Annotated in this window: 21 protein-coding genes (1 of these 21 running past the window's edge); 7 read left to right on the top strand and 14 right to left on the bottom strand. The window is 65.3% G+C overall.

Annotation, left to right across the window (positions count from 1 at the left end; translation table 11 throughout):
- Nucleotides 1-13 precede the first annotated feature (13 nt).
- Nucleotides 14-1,603, top strand: coding sequence for a methyl-accepting chemotaxis protein (locus KSS94_RS17820; protein ID WP_217839400.1), 1,590 nt, complete (start codon nt 14-16; stop codon nt 1,601-1,603).
- Nucleotides 1,604-1,612: 9 nt separating this feature from the next.
- Here the strand turns inward: KSS94_RS17820 and KSS94_RS17815 are convergent, their stop codons facing one another.
- On the bottom strand, nt 1,613-1,900 hold the full coding sequence (locus KSS94_RS17815) for a hypothetical protein (RefSeq protein ID WP_217839399.1): 288 nt from the start codon (nt 1,898-1,900) through the stop codon (nt 1,613-1,615).
- 209 nt (nt 1,901-2,109) lie between these two features.
- On the opposite strand from KSS94_RS17815, the gene KSS94_RS17810 reads away from it, so the two are divergent.
- Together KSS94_RS17810 and KSS94_RS17805 are read left to right on the top strand one after the other, a co-directional pair.
- A complete protein-coding gene (locus tag KSS94_RS17810; RefSeq protein WP_217839398.1) occupies nt 2,110-2,580 on the top strand; it encodes a hypothetical protein in 471 nt (156 codons plus the stop codon).
- Nucleotides 2,577-2,783, top strand: coding sequence for a hypothetical protein (locus tag KSS94_RS17805; protein WP_217839397.1), 207 nt, complete (start codon nt 2,577-2,579; stop codon nt 2,781-2,783). Before KSS94_RS17810 ends, KSS94_RS17805 begins: the two co-directional genes overlap by 4 nt.
- A gap of 3 nt (nt 2,784-2,786) precedes the next feature.
- Here KSS94_RS17805 and KSS94_RS17800 read toward each other — a convergent pair whose 3' ends face one another.
- From KSS94_RS17800 to KSS94_RS17770, 7 genes are all read right to left on the bottom strand, one after another.
- Entirely contained in the window at nt 2,787-3,152 is a 366-nt protein-coding gene (locus KSS94_RS17800) for a Na+/H+ antiporter subunit G (RefSeq protein WP_217839396.1), read from the bottom strand.
- Nucleotides 3,149-3,427, bottom strand: a complete 279-nt coding sequence (locus KSS94_RS17795; protein ID WP_217839395.1) for a K+/H+ antiporter subunit F — start codon at nt 3,425-3,427, stop codon at nt 3,149-3,151. Before KSS94_RS17795 ends, KSS94_RS17800 begins: the two co-directional genes overlap by 4 nt.
- Nucleotides 3,424-3,912: a Na+/H+ antiporter subunit E gene (locus KSS94_RS17790; RefSeq protein ID WP_217839394.1), complete on the bottom strand. Its 489-nt coding sequence runs from the start codon at nt 3,910-3,912 to the stop codon at nt 3,424-3,426. The genes KSS94_RS17795 and KSS94_RS17790 overlap by 4 nt, the downstream gene beginning before the upstream one ends.
- Nucleotides 3,909-5,588, bottom strand: coding sequence for a monovalent cation/H+ antiporter subunit D (locus KSS94_RS17785; RefSeq protein WP_217839393.1), 1,680 nt, complete (start codon nt 5,586-5,588; stop codon nt 3,909-3,911). The genes KSS94_RS17790 and KSS94_RS17785 overlap by 4 nt, the downstream gene beginning before the upstream one ends.
- Entirely contained in the window at nt 5,585-5,929 is a 345-nt protein-coding gene (locus KSS94_RS17780; RefSeq protein ID WP_217839392.1) for a Na+/H+ antiporter subunit C, read from the bottom strand. The genes KSS94_RS17785 and KSS94_RS17780 overlap by 4 nt, the downstream gene beginning before the upstream one ends.
- A complete protein-coding gene (locus KSS94_RS17775; protein ID WP_217839391.1) occupies nt 5,929-8,844 on the bottom strand; it encodes a monovalent cation/H+ antiporter subunit A in 2,916 nt (971 codons plus the stop codon). Before KSS94_RS17775 ends, KSS94_RS17780 begins: the two co-directional genes overlap by 1 nt.
- 232 nt (nt 8,845-9,076) lie before the next feature.
- Nucleotides 9,077-10,006 carry a DMT family transporter gene (locus KSS94_RS17770; RefSeq protein ID WP_217839390.1) on the bottom strand — a complete coding sequence of 310 codons (930 nt, stop codon included), beginning with the start codon at nt 10,004-10,006 and terminating at the stop codon, nt 9,077-9,079.
- A gap of 84 nt (nt 10,007-10,090) precedes the next feature.
- Here KSS94_RS17770 and KSS94_RS17765 point away from each other — a divergent pair, with 84 nt between their 5' ends.
- Nucleotides 10,091-10,654: a helix-turn-helix domain-containing protein gene (locus KSS94_RS17765; protein WP_217839389.1), complete on the top strand. Its 564-nt coding sequence runs from the start codon at nt 10,091-10,093 to the stop codon at nt 10,652-10,654.
- On the opposite strand, the gene KSS94_RS17760 is transcribed toward KSS94_RS17765, so the two are convergent.
- Nucleotides 10,651-11,199: a cysteine hydrolase family protein gene (locus KSS94_RS17760; protein WP_217839388.1), complete on the bottom strand. Its 549-nt coding sequence runs from the start codon at nt 11,197-11,199 to the stop codon at nt 10,651-10,653. The genes KSS94_RS17765 and KSS94_RS17760 overlap by 4 nt on opposite strands.
- A gap of 82 nt (nt 11,200-11,281) precedes the next feature.
- On the opposite strand from KSS94_RS17760, the gene KSS94_RS17755 reads away from it, so the two are divergent.
- Nucleotides 11,282-12,259 carry a GlxA family transcriptional regulator gene (locus tag KSS94_RS17755; RefSeq protein ID WP_217839387.1) on the top strand — a complete coding sequence of 326 codons (978 nt, stop codon included), beginning with the start codon at nt 11,282-11,284 and terminating at the stop codon, nt 12,257-12,259.
- A gap of 3 nt (nt 12,260-12,262) precedes the next feature.
- Here the strand turns inward: KSS94_RS17755 and soxR are convergent, their stop codons facing one another.
- Entirely contained in the window at nt 12,263-12,709 is a 447-nt protein-coding gene (soxR, locus tag KSS94_RS17750; RefSeq protein WP_217839386.1) for a redox-sensitive transcriptional activator SoxR, read from the bottom strand.
- Between the two features lie 84 nt (nt 12,710-12,793).
- Between soxR and KSS94_RS17745 the strand changes: the two genes are divergently transcribed.
- Nucleotides 12,794-13,174, top strand: coding sequence for an antibiotic biosynthesis monooxygenase (locus KSS94_RS17745; RefSeq protein WP_217839385.1), 381 nt, complete (start codon nt 12,794-12,796; stop codon nt 13,172-13,174).
- Here KSS94_RS17745 and KSS94_RS17740 read toward each other — a convergent pair.
- Both KSS94_RS17740 and KSS94_RS17735 read right to left on the bottom strand, forming a co-directional pair.
- Nucleotides 13,153-13,923, bottom strand: a complete 771-nt coding sequence (locus KSS94_RS17740; protein ID WP_217839384.1) for an alpha/beta hydrolase family protein — start codon at nt 13,921-13,923, stop codon at nt 13,153-13,155. The two genes, KSS94_RS17745 and KSS94_RS17740, sit on opposite strands and share 22 nt — an antisense overlap.
- Complete coding sequence (locus KSS94_RS17735) at nt 13,907-15,007, bottom strand: DUF3182 family protein (RefSeq protein WP_217839383.1); 1,101 nt, start codon at nt 15,005-15,007, stop codon at nt 13,907-13,909. The genes KSS94_RS17740 and KSS94_RS17735 overlap by 17 nt, the downstream gene beginning before the upstream one ends.
- A gap of 194 nt (nt 15,008-15,201) precedes the next feature.
- Here KSS94_RS17735 and KSS94_RS17730 point away from each other — a divergent pair, with 194 nt between their 5' ends.
- Complete coding sequence (locus KSS94_RS17730; protein ID WP_217839382.1) at nt 15,202-17,010, top strand: aminopeptidase P family protein; 1,809 nt, start codon at nt 15,202-15,204, stop codon at nt 17,008-17,010.
- Between the two features lie 52 nt (nt 17,011-17,062).
- Here the strand turns inward: KSS94_RS17730 and KSS94_RS17725 are convergent, their stop codons facing one another.
- Both KSS94_RS17725 and rhtA read right to left on the bottom strand, forming a co-directional pair.
- Nucleotides 17,063-17,344 carry a hypothetical protein gene (locus KSS94_RS17725; RefSeq protein WP_217839381.1) on the bottom strand — a complete coding sequence of 94 codons (282 nt, stop codon included), beginning with the start codon at nt 17,342-17,344 and terminating at the stop codon, nt 17,063-17,065.
- Nucleotides 17,345-17,531: 187 nt separating this feature from the next.
- Nucleotides 17,532-17,816, bottom strand: the 3' portion of a protein-coding gene (gene rhtA / locus KSS94_RS17720) for a threonine/homoserine exporter RhtA (RefSeq protein WP_217839380.1). Its footprint extends 603 nt past the window's final position; only the last 285 of its 888 coding nucleotides appear in the window; its start codon lies beyond the right edge, outside the window — the gene reads right to left on this strand; it ends in the stop codon at nt 17,532-17,534.

The following is a 17,816-nucleotide window of genomic DNA, read 5'->3' as shown; positions in this document are numbered from 1 at the left end:
ATGGACCACGAAGATGATGCGAGAAGGAACTCTGCAGCCCGCCGAAATGCCACAGGTGGGTACCACCCGCGGCCTTGCCTTGTTGCAGGGTGTGGCGATGTGTGCGCTGCTGGGCGCCACGGCGTTCGTCGACCAGGCGCTGTACCTGGCCGTGCCACTGGCATTGCTGGTGCTGTGGATGCCGCGCTTGCGGCAAGCTTCGCGCCCTGTGCCGGTAACCGAAGCTTCCCAGGAAGACGACCTGATTCGTCAATTGGCCAAGGGCACCAGCCATAACGCGCTGTCGGCCGCTGCCGTGGCCCATGCCGCGCAGCAGCTCGCAGCGCGGGTGCAATCGCAGTTGGGCGCGGCGCAGGAAATCGTCGGCAGCGCCGAGGTGATGATCGTCACCGAAAAGGCCAGCGCCCAGCTCAGCCAGCAGGCACTGCAGGCGGCGCGTGCGGCCCGTGGCAGCAGCGTGGCCGGCAGCGCGGTGCTGGCCGAGTCGATCCGGCGCATGCACGACCTCAGCGTGCGTGCCACCTCCAGCCGTGAATTGATCGAGGCGCTGCATCAGCGCAGCGAAGATATCGCCCGGGTGACCCTGGTGATCCAGTCCATAGCCAGCCAGACCAACCTGCTGGCGCTGAATGCCGCCATCGAAGCTGCCAGGGCCGGTGAGCACGGGCGTGGTTTTGCCGTGGTCGCCGACGAGGTGCGTGGCCTTGCCGGGCGTACCGCCAGCGCCACTGAGGAGGTGGGGCAGATGGTCGCCGACATCCAGGCGCGTACCGCCCAGGTGGTGACGCAGATTCGTGAACTGGCCGAAGACCTGGGCAGCGGTGTGCAGCAGGTGGAGCATACCGGCGGGCAACTGGCGCAGATCGCCGAGCTGGCGGCCAGTGTCGAAGGGCAGGTCAGCGAGATCGCCGAAGGTACCGATACCAATCGGGCCCAGCTCGATACCTTGTTCCAGGCAGTGGCCCAGGTACGCAGCGACCTTGAGGTGAGCGATCAGCAGACTCGCCGCCTGGCCAAGGCAGCGGTGCAGATGGAAGGGCAGGTGGAGGGATTGAGCGAGCGGCTGGCCGAAGTCGGGCTGGATGCCTATCACCAGCGGGTGTTCGACCTGGCCCAGGCCGGTGCCCGGCAGATCGGCGAGCGCTTCGAGGCGGATGTCCAGCAGGGCAGGGTGACGCTGGACGACCTGTTCGACCGCCAGTACCGACCGATTGCCGGCATGCAGCCGCCACGCTTCAGTACCCGCTTCGACCAGTACACCGATACCGTGCTGCCGCACATCCAGGAGCCGCTGCTGCAGCATGAAGGGCTGGTGTATGCCATTGCCTGCACCCCGCAAGGCTATGTGCCGACCCACAACAATGCCTTCAACCAGCCGCTGACCGGCGACCCGGTGCACGATACTGCCCACAACCGTAGCAAACGCACTTTTGATGACCGTACCGGCATTCGCTGTGGCAGCCACCAGCAGCGTGTGTTGCTGCAAACCTATACCCGTGACACCGGCGAGCTGATGCATGACCTGTCGGTGCCGATCTTCGTCCAGGGCCGGCATTGGGGCGGCTTGCGCCTGGGCTACCGCCCTGAGCCCGGGCTTGACTGAGCGGGCCGTTCAACCTTCCAGATGACGTGCCAGTTCGCAGGCGTCCTGGTGGCGCCTGCGAAAGCCCTTGACCCTGCCGGTGCTGCTGTCGGCCACATGATAGAAGGCGACGCCAGCGGGGATAACGATAAATCGGGGTTTTTCCGGCCAGGAAATGCGTTGTGCCTCTCGACGGATTTCGGTGTTTTCGTGCATATTCATCCCCCTGTAATGCGCGTGTGATGATCGCGGCCCTGTTCTGAGCAGGGTGCTGACGTGGTCTGCCGCTTCTTTTTCGACGGTTTGGCCTTCAGTCATTACATTTTCCCGTTACCGAATCATGCCGAAGCGTACCCCGCGCACCCGGGCGATGGACTGGAGAAGTGTTTCCCGGTTCTCGCAAGGCTTGCGCCGCGTGGATCCTTCGTTGCCGGGCTGTGAAGCCCATCGGACTTTGACTTTTTATCGGCGGCCACCCCAGCGGTGCATACGGGTGGCCGCTTGCTACAGATGCGAGGAACCTTTCATTGGCAGTCAGTACTCTTGATACCCATGCGTTGTTTGCCCTGGGCGACCTGCGCGCCAAGCTGGTCAAGCTGTTCCAGGGGCGTTTCGTCTATGTCACCGAGCAGAGCCCTGAAGGCTTGTACATGGCCGAAATCGACACCGGCGATGCGCTGGTGGTGGATGACAAGCAGCGGCTCGAGCTCAAGGTGGGCGACCACTTCCGCGCTGCCGTGCTGCCCAGCCGCGAGGGCGGCAAGCTGGAACTGCGCTTTCGCGAGATCAAGTTCAACGTTTACGGCCAGGGCGACTACGCGTTCGTCTCGGCGCCGGAAGGCGACGGCATCGTGTTTCGCGAGGGGCACGGTGTGATGCTGGTGTTCGCGGCGCAGCAACAGGTGCCCGAAGGCCTGGGCAAGCTGCTCAAGGCGGTGACCGGTAAGGTGGCCAAATGGCGCAAGGGCGAGCTGACCACTTTCAAGGCCAGCGAATGAGTGAGGCGGGGCCTGCGTCGCGGGCCGAGTTTCATAGCCAACACCAGGCCGAGGCCACCGAGCAGGCCCAGCGCCTGCTGGCGCGTCGTGAAGAGCTGCAGGGCACCTGGCTGGCCTGGGTGGCCGGCGAGCTTTATCAGCTCGGCCCGCCACCTTTTGTCGCCATGGTGCGCCGTGAGTTGCAGCGCCTGAGCGAGGGTTGAGGGTCAGTTACCGCGGTCGTGGCCGCTGCTGACTTCGTCCGGTACCGCCTCGCCGCTGGTGCGTTTGCGAAACAGCGCTGCCCTGGCCAGCAGCAGCGTGGTTACAGGCACGGTAATCGACAGCAGGATCGGAATCAGCCAGGCGTGCAGCACCGGGCTTTGCTTGAGCATCGAGAAGTACAGGATCGAAGCCAGCGCCACACACCAGGCACCGATGGTCGAGGCCAGTGCCGGTGGGTGCATGCGTTGGAAAAAGTCTTTGAGGCGCAGCAGCCCGATGGCGCCGATCAGGGCGAACAGGCTGCCGAGCAGCAGCAGTGCCGCCACCGACAACTCCAGCCAGAATGGCAATTGCATTGCTTCGGTCATTCGATCACCTCGCCGCGCAGCAGGAACTTGGCCAGGGCGAACGACCCGACGAAGCCGAACAGGGCAATCAACAGCGCGCCTTCGAAGTAGGTATCGCTGGCGTAGCGGATACCTAGCACCAGCATCATCAGCATGGCCAGGATGTACAGGTAGTCCAGGGCCAGTACCCGGTCCTGGGCGGAGGGGCCGCGGAACAACCGGATCAGCGCCAGGCCCATGGCGATGGCAAAGATGAACAGGCTGGCGAGGACGGCGTTGGCTAACAGGCCGCTCATTCGAAGATCTCCATCAGCGGGCGTTCGTAGGTGTGCTTGAAGTGTTCGATGAAGGCGGCTTCGTCTTCCAGGTCGAACACGTGCAGCAGCAGGACGCTGCGATCCAGGGCGAGCTCCGACCAGACCGTGCCGGGCACCACCGTGGTGATCATCGACAGGGCGGCCAGGCCGTGGGCGTCGCGCAGCGCCAGTGGAATATGCACGAAGGCCGAGCGCGGCTGCCGGCTGCCGGCAAACAGCACGCCGCGGGCCACCAGCAGGTTGGAGTGGATCACGTCGATGCCCACCCGGGCGATCAGCCGGGCGATTGCCAGTGGGCGGCGCACATGGGCGTGCTGCGGGCGCAGCGGGGCCATGAGGATCGGCGCCAGGAGCCCCAGGGCGGCGCCCAGTAACAGGTTGCCCGGGCTCACCGACAGGTTCAGCAGCAGCCACAGCACAAACAGCGAGAGCGACAGCAGTGGGGCGGGGAACAGGCGGTTCATGGCTGCACCTCGGCGCTGGCAGTGGTCGGGCCGGGCAGCGGGCGGGTAGCCATGACCGCGTTGATGTAGGCATCCGGGGCCTGCAGTTCGGCGGCGGTGTCCTGGGTGTAGCGCAGCAGCGGCTCGGCCTTGAGGCTCAAGAAGATGCACAGGCCCAGCAGCATCACAATGGGCAGGCATTCATAGCGGCGCAGCAGTGGCGAGGGGCGCTCTTCGGGCTTCCAGAAGCGCTGGATGCCAACCCGGCCAAAGGCGATCAGCGCCGCCATGCCCGACAGCACGAGCAGGGTGACCAGGGTCCAGCCAGCCGTGCCCAGCGGTTGCTGCGGGGCGACGCCGAGCCCTTGCGGGTTGAACAGCGCGCTGATCAGATTGAGCTTACCGATGAAGCCCGACAGCGGCGGCATGCCGATGATAAGCAGGGCGCAGGCGATGAAGCTGAGGCCCAGGAAGGCCATGGTCCAGGGGATGATCTGGCCGATCACGGCTTTTTGTTCGTCGTCCAGGTTGATGCCCTTGGGTGGGTGCAGCGATTCCAGTGGCGACGGCATGGCGTCTTCTTCGTCGTCCAGCGGCGCTTCGTTGGCCGAGCGCGAACGCTCCACCAGTTCGGCCAGCAGAAACAGTGCACACAGCGCCAAGGTGGAGCTGGCCAGGTAGAACAGAGCAGCGCCGGTGAGTACCGGCTGGCCGAAGCCGACGGCGGCCAGCAGGGTGCCAGCCGAGACCAGGATGCTTAACGCTGCCAGGCGTTCCAGGCGCTGGGCGGCGAGGATCGAGGCGGCGGCCACGGCCAGGGTCACCAAGCCGCCGTACACAAGCCAGTCACCGCCGAAATGCGCCGAGGCCCCGGCCTGCCCGGAGAACAGCAGGCTCCACAGGCGCAGCACGGCGTACAGGCCGACCTTGGTCATGATGGCGAACAGCGCGGCTACCGGGGCGCTGGCCGACGAGTAGGCCGGCACCAGCCAGAAGTTCAGCGGCCAGATGCCGGCCTTGGCCAGGAACGCGATGGCCAGGATCGCGGCACCGGCGTGCAGCAGGCCACGGTCTGCTTCGGGCACCAGCGGGATCTTCAGTGCCAGGTCGGCCATGTTGAGGGTGCCGGTGACGCCGTAGAGCATGGCCGCGCCCACCAGAAACAGCGACGAGGCGAACAGGTTGATGGCGATGTAGTGCAGACCGGCCTTGACCCGTGCGCGGCCCGAGCCATGCAGCAGCAGGCCGTAGGAGGCCGCCAGCAGCACTTCGAAGAACACGAACAGGTTGAACAGGTCGGCGGTGAGGAAGGCGCCGTACAGTCCCATCAACTGGATTTGGAACAGCGCGTGGAAGCTGGCTCCGGCACCGTCCCAGCGGGCGCGGGCGAACAATAGCGCGCTGCTGCCGACGATACCGGTGAGTACCAGCAGCAACGCCGACAGGTGATCGACCACCAGCACGATGCCGAACGGCGCCGGCCAGTTGCCGGGCAGGTAGACGCCGATGGACTCGGCCTGGCCCTGGGTGCGTACCCACAGCAGCAGCGACACGGCAATCGCCAGGCCGATGAAGGTCGATAGCAGGTTGAGCCGGGCCTTGAGCCAGCGGTGCTTCTCGCCGATCAGCAGCATCAGGGCTGCGGTGACCAGCGGCAGCAGGATCGGCGCGATGATCAGTTGGCTCATGCCACTCATTCGTCACGCTCCCGGCCGTCTACGTGGTCGGTACCGGTCAGGCCGCGCGATGCCAGCAGCACCACCAGGAACAGCGCGGTCATGGCGAAGCTGATGACGATGGCGGTGAGCACCAGGGCCTGGGGCAGCGGGTCGGTGTAGTGCAGCAAATCTTGCGTGACGCCGTCCTTGATGATCGGCTCCTTGCCGATGAACAGGCTGCCCATGCTGAAGATGAACAGGTTGACCCCGTATGACAGCAGGCACAGGCCCATGATCACCTGATAGGTACGCGGGCGCAGGATCAACCAAACCCCTGAGGCGGTCAGTACACCGATGGCGACTGCAATGACTTCTTCCATCAGGCGGCTCCTGCTTGGCTGGATTTGGCAGGATTGCCGGGGCGGTAGGCACGTACCGACTGGTGCGCCAGCGCCGTGAGGATGAGCAGCGTCGAGCCGACCACCACGCTGTACACGCCGATGTCGAAGAACAGCGCGCTGGCCACGTGTATGTCACCGAGCAGTGGCAGGTGCAGGTGCGCGGTGTGGGTGGTGAGGAAGGGGTAGCCGAGCAGCATCGCGCCGGCCCCTGTCAGGGTGGCGCAAAGTAGCCCGGTGCCCATCCAGCGTAGCGGGCGCAGGCTCATCTGCGCCTCGACCCACTGGGTGCCGGCGACCATGTATTGCAGGATGAACGCCACCGACATCACCAGGCCGGCGACAAAGCCGCCGCCCGGCTGGTTGTGGCCGCGCATGAACAGGTACATCGACACCAGCAGGGCGATCGGCAGCAGCAGACGCACCAAGGCTGCCGGCACCATCATGAAGCCGAGGGCGGTGTCGGTGGCATGGCGCGGGTTGACCAGGTCGGTGACCACATCGGGTGCCAGCTGGCGCTGCTGGGCGGGCAACTGCATGCTCTCTTTGGGCGGGCGGAAGCGGCGCAGCAGGGCAAACACGGTCAGGGCCACGGCCACCAGCACGGTGATCTCGCCCAGGGTGTCGAAGCCGCGGAAGTCCACCAGCATGACATTGACCACGTTGGTGCCGCCGCCTTCCGGCAGGGCGCGGCTGAGGTAGAACGAGGAGATGTCGTTGGGGGTGGGGCGGGTGAGCATGGCGTAGGACAACAGTGCCATGCCGCCACCCACCAGCACCGCCAGCACCAGATCGCGCAGGCGGCGCAGGCGGGCGCGGTCGCGGCTGCCGGGCAGCGGCGAGACGCCTTCGATACGCCGCGGCAGCCAGCGCAGGCCGAGCAGGATGAGCACGGTGGTCACCACTTCGACCGCCAGTTGCGTCAGGGCAAGGTCGGGGGCGGAGAACCAGACGAAAGTGATGCAGGTCATCAGGCCGCACACGCTGACCATGATCAATGCGGCCAGGCGGTGGTACTTGGCCTGGTAGGCGGCGCCGATGGCGCAGGCGATGGCGATCAGCCACAGCGCGACGAACACTCCGGAGCCGGGAATTTTTGGCCGGTCGCCCCAGCTCAGGCCGCTGTACAGCAGTGGCGTAAGGCCCGCGATGAACGCCGCCAGCACCAGCATGAACAACTGCACCTGCAGGCGGCGGGTGGTCAGCAGGCGCTCGAAGTGGCGGGCCAGCAGCATCAGGCGCACCAGGCTGTGTTCGAACAGGCGCTTGCCGTTGAAACGCTCGATCAGTGGCGGGTAGGGGAAGCGGCCGCGCTGCAACTGCTTGCGCAGCAGCAGGTAGAGGACGATGCCGCCGCACATGGCGATCAGACTCATGATCAATGGCGCATTCCAGCCATGCCAGATGGCCAGGCTGTACTCGGGCAGAGTGCCGCCGACCACCGGCAGGGCGGCGGCGGCCAGCAGCGGGCCGACCGATTGCGCCGGGAAGATGCCGACTACCAGGCAGGTGAGTACCAGCAATTCGACCGGGGCGCGCATCCAGCGTGGTGGTTCGTGGGGTGTGTGCGGCAGGTCTTCGGCCTTGGGGCCGAAGAACACATCGACGGTGAAGCGCAGTGCATAGGCCACGCTGAAGGTGCCGGCGAGGGTGGCGATGACCGGCAGGGCGGCCTCGACCCAGGCGGTGGAACTGATGAACACGGTCTCGGCGAAGAACATCTCCTTGGAGAGGAAACCGTTCATCAGCGGCACGCCGGCCATCGAGGCGCTGGCGACCATTGCCAGGGTGGCGGTGAAGGGCACCAGGCGGAACAGGCCGCTGAGGCGGCGGATGTCACGGGTGCCGCTTTCGTGGTCGATGATGCCGGCGGCCATGAACAGCGAGGCTTTGAAGGTGGCGTGGTTGAGAATGTGGAACACGGCGGCCACGGCCGCCAGCGGGCTGTTCAGGCCCAGCAGCAGAGTGATAAGGCCCAGGTGGCTGATGGTCGAGTAGGCCAGCAGGCCCTTGAGGTCGTTCTGGAACATCGCGGCGAAGGCGCCGAGCAGCAGAGTGGCGGCGCCGGCGCCGCCGACGATCCAGAACCACTCTTCGCTGCCGGACAGTACCGGCCAGAGTCGCGCCAGCAGAAATACCCCGGCTTTGACCATGGTTGCCGAGTGCAGGTAGGCCGACACCGGGGTGGGGGCGGCCATGGCGTGGGGCAACCAGAACTGGAAGGGGAACTGCGCGCTTTTGCTCAGGGCGCCGACCAGGATCAGCGGCAGCAGTACCGGGTACAGGGCATGCTGGCGAATGACATCACCAGCAGCGAGCACTTTGTCGAGGTCGTAGCTGCCGACCACGTGGCCCAGCAGCAGGGCGCCGACCAGCAGGCACAGGCCGCCGGCGCCGGTGACCATCAACGCCATGTAGGCGCCGCGGCGGGCGTCGGCGCGGTGGTGCCAGTAGCCGATCAGCAGGAACGAGAACAGGCTGGTGAGCTCCCAGAAGAACACCAGTTGGATGAGGTTGCCGGAAATCACCAGGCCGAGCATGGCGCCCATGAAGGCCAGAAAGAACGCGAAGAAGCGCGGCACCGGGTCCTGGGGCGACATGTAGTAGCGGGCGTACAGCGACACCAAGGCGCCGATGCCCAGTATCAGCAGGCTGAACAGCCAGGCGAAGCCGTCCATGCGCAGGACCAGGTTCATGCCAAGGCTAGGCAGCCACAGCAGCTCTTCGCGGATGACGCCGCCATGGGCGACCTGTGGGTACAGCAACGCCACCTGGACGGTACCGACCAAGGCCACGAGCCCGGCAAGAATGGACTCGGCGTTGCGTGCGTTGTGCGGCAGCACGGCCGCCAGGCAACTGCCCACGAAGGGCAGAAGCAATAGCACAATCAATGACATAGCGTTCTGATCTGGAGAGGTTTGCCAAGGATCATACGTGCCGGGGTGTGTATCACCAACACGCAAGCGGTTGCGAAATCCTACAAATGCGCTGTGACAAGCTGTTTTTTTATAACAGTTTTTTACAAGGATAGCGGGCGGGGGGGAATGTGCGACCGCTTGTGGCAACCTGCCTGCCCGTACTGGTTGAGGATGGCACCGGCTTTGCCGGTGATCGCCGGCAAGCCGGCTTCTACAGGGGGGCGGCTTCTTCTTGCTCGTCGCGTGCTTCGTCGCGGCGGCGGATCTTCAGCTCGCTGACCACCACGGCCAGCACAATCAGCAGCCCGCCGATCAGCGCCACGCCCGGCAGGCGCTCGCCGGCGATGCGCCCGACCACCCCGGCCCAGACTGGCTCGCCGGCGTAGATCAGGGTGGCGCGGGTCGGCGAGACCGACTTCTGCGCCCAGTTCATCGCCACCTGAATCACCGCGCTCATGGCGCCCAGGCCGATGGCACTGACCAGCAGCAACCAGGAGAAATCGGGCAGACGCTCCTGGGTTGGCACGATCATCAGGAATGCCAAGGCCGAGGCGGTAGCCAGTTGCACCACGGTGACCCGGCGTACATCGACGGAGCCTGCGTAACGGCTGATGAGGATGATTTCACCGGCGATGGCCACCGCGCTGACCAGGGTCACCAGTTCGCCTTCGCTAAAATGCAGGGCGCCACCCTCGGGGCCCGCCAGCAGCATCAGGCCGACGAATGCCAGGCAGATACCTACGCTCGGCATCAACCCTGGGCGGCGGCCGAGCACCAGCCATTGCAGCAGCGGCACGAAGGGCACGTAGAGCGCGGTGATGAACGCCGACTGGCTGCTGCTGATGGTTTGCAGGCCCATGGTCTGCAAGCCGTAGCCGAGCATGATGGTGACACCGATGAGCATGCCGGCCTTGAGTTCGGTGAAGGTCAGCCCGGGCAGCGCGCGCGCCGAGACCAGCCCGACGAACAGCGCCGCGGCGGCGAAGCGCAGCCCGACGAAGAACATCGGCCCGCTGACGGTCATGACGTTGTGCACGATGAGGAAGGTGCCACCCCAGAGCATGGTGATGAATACCAGCACCAACTCGGCCTTGCTCAGGCGGAAGGTGATGGCGGGTTTGGCCGGGGTGGTCTGGTTCATGGTCTTGCGTGCTCGGCAGGGGCGGCGCACAATTCGCCGCAAAGTGGGCAGTATACTGCGCAACCTGAGCGAGTGAGCAATATAGTGCACAAAGATTCCATGCAGCGTGCCTCGGTGTTGCAGCATGTCAGCCACAACATACGTCGCCTGCGTGGCGTTGCTGGCATGAGCCAGGCCGCGCTGGCTGAACGCTCAGGTGTGAGCCGGCGCATGCTGGTGGCCATCGAGGCGGGCGAGAAGAATGTCAGCCTGACTACCCTGGACCTGATCGCCGAAGCCCTTGGGGTGGCCTTCAGTACCCTGATCCAGGCGCCCGAGCAGCGCGACCCTAGCCGTATCGACGAGCTGGCCTGGGCCGGCGAGCACCCTGGCAGCCGGGCGGTACTGCTGGGCAGCAGCCCGGCACGGCGCGAGGTGGAGTTGTGGGAGTGGACCCTGGCCCCAGGCGAGCATTACACCAGCGAAGCCGATGCGGCGGGCTGGAGCGAGCAGATCTACGTGGCCGAAGGGCAGCTCACGTTGCTGATCGAGGGCGTCGAGCACCGCTTGCACAGTGGCCAGTTCCACGTATTCCCCAGCGACTGTCGCTACGCCTACCGCAATGACGGGGCGCTGCCAGTGCGCTTTGTGCGCAACGTGGTCATTTAGCCTTTGAGCAGCTCGTCGGTGCCGGCGACGTTGGCATAAGCGAACGCCAGTGCGGCCATGGCCGAGCCATGCACGTCACGGGCAGCAACCTGGCGGCCGCTGAAGTCCAGCGCCAGTGTGGCGCAGGCATCGTGGGCCACCTTCACTTCATAACCAAAATCAGCAGCGGCGCGGGCAGCGGCGTCGATGCACATGTGGCTCATGCTGCCGGCGATGGTCAGCGTGGCGATGCTGTGCTGGTCGAGTACCTGCTTGAGGTTGGTGTCGCGGAAGCTGTTGACCTGGTGCTTGAGTACCACGGGCTCGCCAGCGGCTGGCGCGACCTTGGGATGAATCTCGGCGCCTGGGGAGCCTGGGGCGAAAAACGGTGCATCGGCGCCGGCGAACTCATGGCGCACGTGCACCACCAGGTCGCCCCGTTCACGGGCGGCTGCCAACAGCCGGGCAGCGTTGTCGGCGGCGGCTTCGACGCCGTCGAGGGGCCATTTGCCACCGGGGAAGTAATCGTTCTGGATGTCGATGAGAATCAAGGCCTGCTTGCTCATGGTGCCTCCTGCGGCAGTAGTGAAGAACTGACGATAGTTATAGGCTTGCCTGATCGATCTGGGCATTGGCGCGAGCGACACAATGACGGCAAAAACTGACAGCCTGGAAATCGGCATCCTGGTCTACCCGGGGGCACAGAGCGCAGCGGTGCATGGCCTGACCGACCTGTTCGCGGTGGCCAACCGGGTGGCTGGCGAGCTGGGTGAGCACGGGTTGCCGTTGTTGCGGGTGAGCCACTGGCAACTGGATGAAAGCGCGCAGCTGCAGGTTGTTCACGACAGCCTGCAGCAGCCCGGCCATGGGCTCAGGGTGATGCTGATCCCACCGAGCCTGGCGGCGGCGCCCTCTAACGCGCTGCTGGCAGCCCATGGCGCAGCGCTTCGCCAGTTGCACGGGCAGGGTACGGTGTTGGCGTCGGTGTGTATTGGGGTGTTTCTGATTGCCGGCAGCGGCCTGCTGGATGGGCGCGCGGCCTGCACCCACTGGAACTATACCCAGGCATTGAGCGAGCGTTTTCCCAAAGTGCAGGTGGCGGCCAGCCAGCCGTTGCTGGATGACGGCGATATCGTCACCTCGGCAGGGTTGATGGCTTGGACCGACTTGGGCCTGCACCTGCTGGAGCGTTTTCTGGGTCACACCCTGGCCCGTGAAACGGCCCGTTATCTGGCAGTCGAGCCGGCGCCGACACCCTTGCCAGGGGCCTCGTTCAACCCGCGGCTGGAACACGGCGACGAGGCGGTGCTGCGGGTGCAGCACTGGCTGCAGGGGGAAGCCGGGCGCGATGCGGGGCTGGCTGACATGGCCCGTTGTGCGGGGCTGGAACCTCGGACGTTCCTGCGTCGTTTTCGTGCCGCCACCGGTCTGCGCCCGACCGAATATGCCCAGCAAGTGAGGGTTGGGCGTGCCTGCCGGCTGCTGGAGTTCACCCGGCGTAGTGTCGACCAGATCGCCTGGGGTGTTGGCTATCAGGACCCCGGGGCCTTTCGCAAGGTGTTCCAGCGCCTGACCGGCATGACCCCCAGCGACTATCGGCGGCGTTTTGCGGTGGGCAGCGCCTGAGCATCAGCCCATGTGTGGGCCGGGCCCGGTCTCGCCCAGGCGGTCGTGGTGGTTGCGCAGCGGGCACTCCTTGAGCGACAGGCAGCCGCAGCCGATGCAGCCGTCGAGCTGGTCACGCAGCAGGGTGAGTTCTTCGATGCGCTTGTCCAGCTCCTCGCGCCAACGCAGCGACAGGCGCTGCCAGTCTTCGGCGCTGGGGGTGTGGTCACGGGGCAGGGCGGCCAGGGCCTGGGCGATGTCGGCCAGTGGAATGCCGAGGCGCTGGGCCATCTTGATCACAGCTACCCGGCGCAGCACTGCGCGCGGGTAGCGACGCTGGTTGCCGGCGTTGCGGGTGCTGTGGATCAGGCCCTTGGTTTCGTAGAAGTGCAGGGCGGTCACCGCTACACCGCTGCGCGCAGCCAGTTGCCCGACACTGAGCAGGCGTTCGCCGGGGGAGGGTGTTTTCATGGAAAAATCCTTGACCTTGAGTTAGCTCGAGGTTTTACCCTGCGCGGCGACAGGCTGCAACAGCCCCAAGCGAGGAGACGGTCGATGATGGCGCATGCCCATTCCCTGTGGTTTACCCAGATGATCGAGTACGACGTGCCGCCGGATCGGCAGGGCGCCCTGGCGCAGGCGCTGGTGGCGCGTTGCGAGCAACTGGCGCTGCGCTGCGAGGGCCTTGAGAGGGTCAGTATTCAGGCCAGTGACGACGGCTGCCGGGTGCTGCAGTACCTGCAATGGCGCTCACGCGAGGTTTGGGCCGCAGCGGCCGAGGCCTTTGTCGAGGAACCGTTCCTGGCATTGCTGAGCCAGCACCAGGCACGGGGCGTGAACTTTGCCGCGTACCAGGCCCTGCGTAGCCTGGTACGCGGTGCCGACGGTGGTTTGCACTGCCAGGTTGGCGAGGCTCAGGCGTACCACGGTGCATAGTGCGGGTAGCGGTCCAGGCGCGCGCCGATGACCATCTCGCTGACCCAGGCGGTGAGCATCGCGCTGTAGGCTTTCTGGCTTTCTTCGCTGGACAGCGCATGGTCGGCGCCGTCGACGATGCGATGGGTCAGGGAATGGGCGCTGACGAACGCCGAGCGGTAGCTCATCAGGGTGTCGTGGGGCACGTAGTCGTCCTGTTCGGATTCCACCAGCAGCACGTCACCAGCGAACTCGGCACAGGCGCCAAGGGCACGGTTGTCGGCCGGGCCAAGGGCGAGGCGGCGGTAGTCGTTCAGGCGCTGGCGGTCGAGCCCTTGCTTGGGCATGTTCCACTCATCGTCCCAATACAGCGCCGGCACCCGCAATGCCAGCCACTTCACCGTGCGTCGGGCGGTGAGCAGGGTGGCCAGGTAGCCGCCGTAGCTGCTGCCAATCACGGCGATGGCGCCGGGGTCGACGCTGGGGTGGCCGGCCAGCAGGTCGTAGGCGGCCAGCAGGTCATCGAGGTTGTGCTCGCGGGTGACGGTCAGGCGCTGGCTTGCGGTTTTTTCGTGGCCACGCAGGTCGAATGTCATGCACACGCAGCCAAGCCCGGTGATCTGCCGCGCCCGGGCCAGGTCGCGCTGCTGGCTGCCGCCCCAGCCGTGGACGAAGAGGATGCCGGGCATGCGGCTGCCGGGGCTGACCAGGGTGCCGGCGATGCTCTCGCCCTGGACCCTGAGCTCGATGTTTTCACTCTCGATGGCCATGCTCGCGTATCCGTGCAAATTTGCAGAGTTGTCCGAGTTCACTGTCATCCCCCTGATAGAAAAGTGTGGCGTCGGCGGGCAGTTGCGCTGTGCCGAACACCTCGTGGGTTGATGCGCGCAGTTGTTGCAGGGCCGGGTCGTCGGCGAACGCCTGAAGGGCCAGCAGCTCGGCACTGCTGGCACCGCCGATGCGCCAGGACTGCTCGAGCACGCCGCTGCGCAGGTGCCCTTTGGCGTCGCGGCCGCGGGCGATGTCGTAGTTGCGCCGCGAGACGACGAAGGTGGGAAAGTGCGTTTCGGCGGCTTGCTCGTAGGCCACCGCCTGGTTGACCGCCAGGCGCAGGTGGTCTTGCAGTGGCCGCTGCAGCAAGGCGTCGTAGCCGCCGCGGACGACGATCAGGTCGGAGCCGCCGTACACCGCGCAGCCCTGGTGGTCGTGGGTCAGCTGTTGCGTGCCGTGATAGCTCAGGGTCAGCCCGGCTACGCGGACCTGGCCGACGCTGAACGTTTCGACGTCGCTAAGGTCTTCTTCGAGCACCAGGCCCCATAGTGCCAGTTGCTGTTCGTCCATGGGGGCGAGCAGTGCTTCGAGCTGGTCGATGTGCTCGAGCACTTGCTGGCCGCGACCGGCGGTGGCCAGTACGGGTTTGAGGCGTACCTTGCCGTTGCTTAGCAGCAGAGTGGCGGCGCGGCGGGCGTCGGCTTTGGAGAAAACGCTGTAGCCGCGCAGCAGGGCGTCGCTGGCCTGCCGGGCGAAGGCATCGGCCCAGCCTTGGGGAGGTGTGGCGCCTGCGGGCAAGGGGTGAGAGATGGCCTTGGTTGCCATGTGCGGGTAGCAGACCAGGCCGCCGAACAGGTCGCCCTCATCGTCGATGCCTGGCGGCGTTTGCTCCGACGTTTCAAACAGCGTCTCGGTGGGGACATAGTAGTAGCGCTTGCCATGCACGCAAGGCTGGGCAATGTCATGGCGTTCGACACCCAATAGCCGGGCCAGGCCGTCGGCCAGCTTCAGGTGGACCGCGTGCTCATGCTCGGGCGTGTGCTCGCGGGTATCGAGCAGCACCACGGCGTGCTTCGTCTGCATGGGCTTTTCTCATCGGCTGCCTGTGTAGAGTTTGTGAAGGTCCAGCACTGGGCAAGTTCAGGGCGAGTGACCGGCGGTCGGCAGGGCAGTTGCGGCAAAGCCTGCCTTGATGTCGCCTGCGTGATTGCGGGCGTCGGCTGGCTGTTCCATTATCGACGGCCTGGACCCGCCAAGATGAGCCCGCAGGAGTGTGCATGAACAGTCAGTCCCCCCTTCTGGAAAGTGTGCCGGCACGCCTGGCCCGTGTGCGTGAGGTGATGGCCGGCGAGGGCGTCGATGCCCTGCTGGTACCGTCGGCCGACCCGCACCTGTCCGAGTACCTGCCGGGCTATTGGCAGGGGCGCCAGTGGTTGTCCGGCTTCCACGGCTCTGTGGGCACGCTGGTGGTGACCGCGCAGTTCGCCGGGCTGTGGGTTGATAGCCGCTACTGGGAGCAAGCCGAACATGAACTGCAAGGCAGCGGTATCGAACTGATGAAATTGCGCCCGGGGCAGCCGGGGGCGCTTGAGTGGTTGGGCGAGCATGCGCCGGCTGGGGGCGCCGTGGCGGTGGATGGTGCGGTGATGGCGCTGGCCGCTTCGCGGCAGCTTGGCGAGCGCCTGAAGGCGCGTGAGGTACGGCTGCTGACCCGCCTCGACGTGCTTGGCCAGGTGTGGGCCGATCGGCCGGCATTGCCGGTCAACCCGGTTTACCAGCACCTGCCGCCTCACGCCACGGTCAGCCGTGCCGAGAAACTGGCCACCCTGCGCGCTGGTTTGCGCGAAAAGGGGGCCGACTGGCACTTCATCGCCACGCTGGATGACATTGCCTGGTTGTTCAACCTGCGGGGTAGCGACGTCTCCTACAACCCGGTGTTCGTCGCCTTTGCCTTGATCAGCCAGGGCAGGGCCTTGCTGTTCGTGGGGGCGGACAAAATAGACGGTCATCTGCGTCAGGTACTGGCTGCCGATGGCATCGAGGTGCGCGGGTACGATGAAGTGGGGCAAGCCCTGGCAGCGATCGAACCTGGCAGTAGCCTGTTGCTGGACCCGGCGCGGGTTACCTGCGGCCTGATAGATGCGCTCGATGGGCAGGTGCGCCTGGTAGAGAGCATCAACCCTACGACCCTGAGCAAGTCCCGAAAAAGCGAGGCCGACCTGGTGCATATCCGTCAGGTGATGGAGCAGGACGGTGCGGCGTTGTGCGAGTTCTTCGCCTGGTTCGAGGCCAACCTGGGCGGTGAGCGCATCACCGAGCTGACCGTCGATGAACAACTTACTGCGGCCCGGGCCCGGCGCCCGGGTTATGTATCGCTGAGTTTTTCCACCATCGCGGCCTTCAATGGCAATGGCGCGATGCCGCATTACCGGGCCACCGAGCAGTCCCATGCGGTTATTGAGGGCAATGGCCTGCTGCTGATCGACTCGGGTGGGCAGTACCTTGGGGGGACCACCGATATTACGCGGATGGTGCCGATCGGCGAACCGACGTTCGAACAGAAGGCTGATTGCACGCGGGTGCTGAAGGGCATGATCGCTTTGTCGCGGGCACGCTACCCGCGGGGCATCCTGTCGCCGCTGCTCGACGCCATCGCGCGGGCGCCGATCTGGGCCGACCAGGTGGACTTTGGCCACGGCACCGGGCACGGCGTGGGTTATTTCATGAACGTGCACGAAGGGCCGCAGGTGATCGCCTTCCAGGCACCAGCCACGCCACAGACGGCCATGCAGCCGGGGATGATCAGTTCTATCGAGCCAGGCACTTATCGGCCGGGGGAGTGGGGGGTACGGATCGAGAACCTGGTGGTCAACCGAGAGGCAGGCAGCTCCATGTTTGGCGATTTCCTTGAGTTCGAAACCCTGACCTTGTGCCCGATCGATACGCGCTGCCTGTTGCCCGAGCTGCTGGGGCGCGAGGATGCTGCCTGGTTGAACCGCTATCACTGGAGCGTACGCGAACGGCTTGCGCCGCTGCTGGCGGGTGAGGCGCTGCAATGGCTGGAGCAGCGTACTGCGGCTATCTGAAGTAGAGGGCGTAAATGAAAAAGGGCAGCCTGCGGGCTGCCCTTTTGTACTTTTACTTGCAGATGACGATCATGCTGCGGCTGGTATAGCCGGCGGGGTTGATGCCGAAAATATAGTCACCGGGCTCCTCGTCGCTATCGCCGGAGCGGGCGATCACCTTGTAGCCCTTGCCGCTGCAAGAGCTTTCGGCCTTGGCGTAGCACTTGTCCCACGAGGAGGAGAGGCCCGAGCAATTGATATGCAGGCCCTTTTTCCCCCGCTTCACCTCTGTCTTGGCGGTAGCGGCACACCCAGCAATGGCCAAGATGGCCAGGATGAGCAAAATACGTTTCATTCCTGTCCTTATGCAGGCCCGACTGCTTGAGAGGGCCTGTCGTCAGCGCTTCGAGTCTTCCTTGAGATTCCCCAGCATCCCTTTGCCGCCAAGTAGATAGCGTCTCGATTATGATTTTGTGACAGCTTAAGGCAGCAGTGGCGAGCGGTACAAGGCCGGCACCGCTCAAATGCAAATATTTCTCAAATCAGTCGGCCGCTACAGGCGGGGCGCTGTCGCGTTTCATTGACAAGGTCGCACCGACCGACGCAGTGATGATGGCAAGGATGGCCAGCCATTGCCAGAGGCTGAGCTTTTCGCCGAGAAAGAGCAGGCCCGACAAGGCGCCGAAAGCCGGCTCGATGCTCATCAGGGTGCCGAACGTACGGGCAGGCATGCGGGTCAGAGCGACCATCTCCAGGCTGTAAGGCAATGCCGTGGACAGAACGGCCACTGCCAGGGCCACTGGTAGAAGGGCCGGGGTGAGCAAAGC

This window comes from Pseudomonas fakonensis (assembly GCF_019139895.1).
In the GTDB taxonomy this organism is placed as follows: Bacteria; Pseudomonadota; Gammaproteobacteria; order Pseudomonadales; family Pseudomonadaceae; genus Aquipseudomonas; species Aquipseudomonas fakonensis.
Note: the sequence above shows the minus strand (reverse complement) of the source record. Positions and strands in the feature narration are given on the sequence as shown.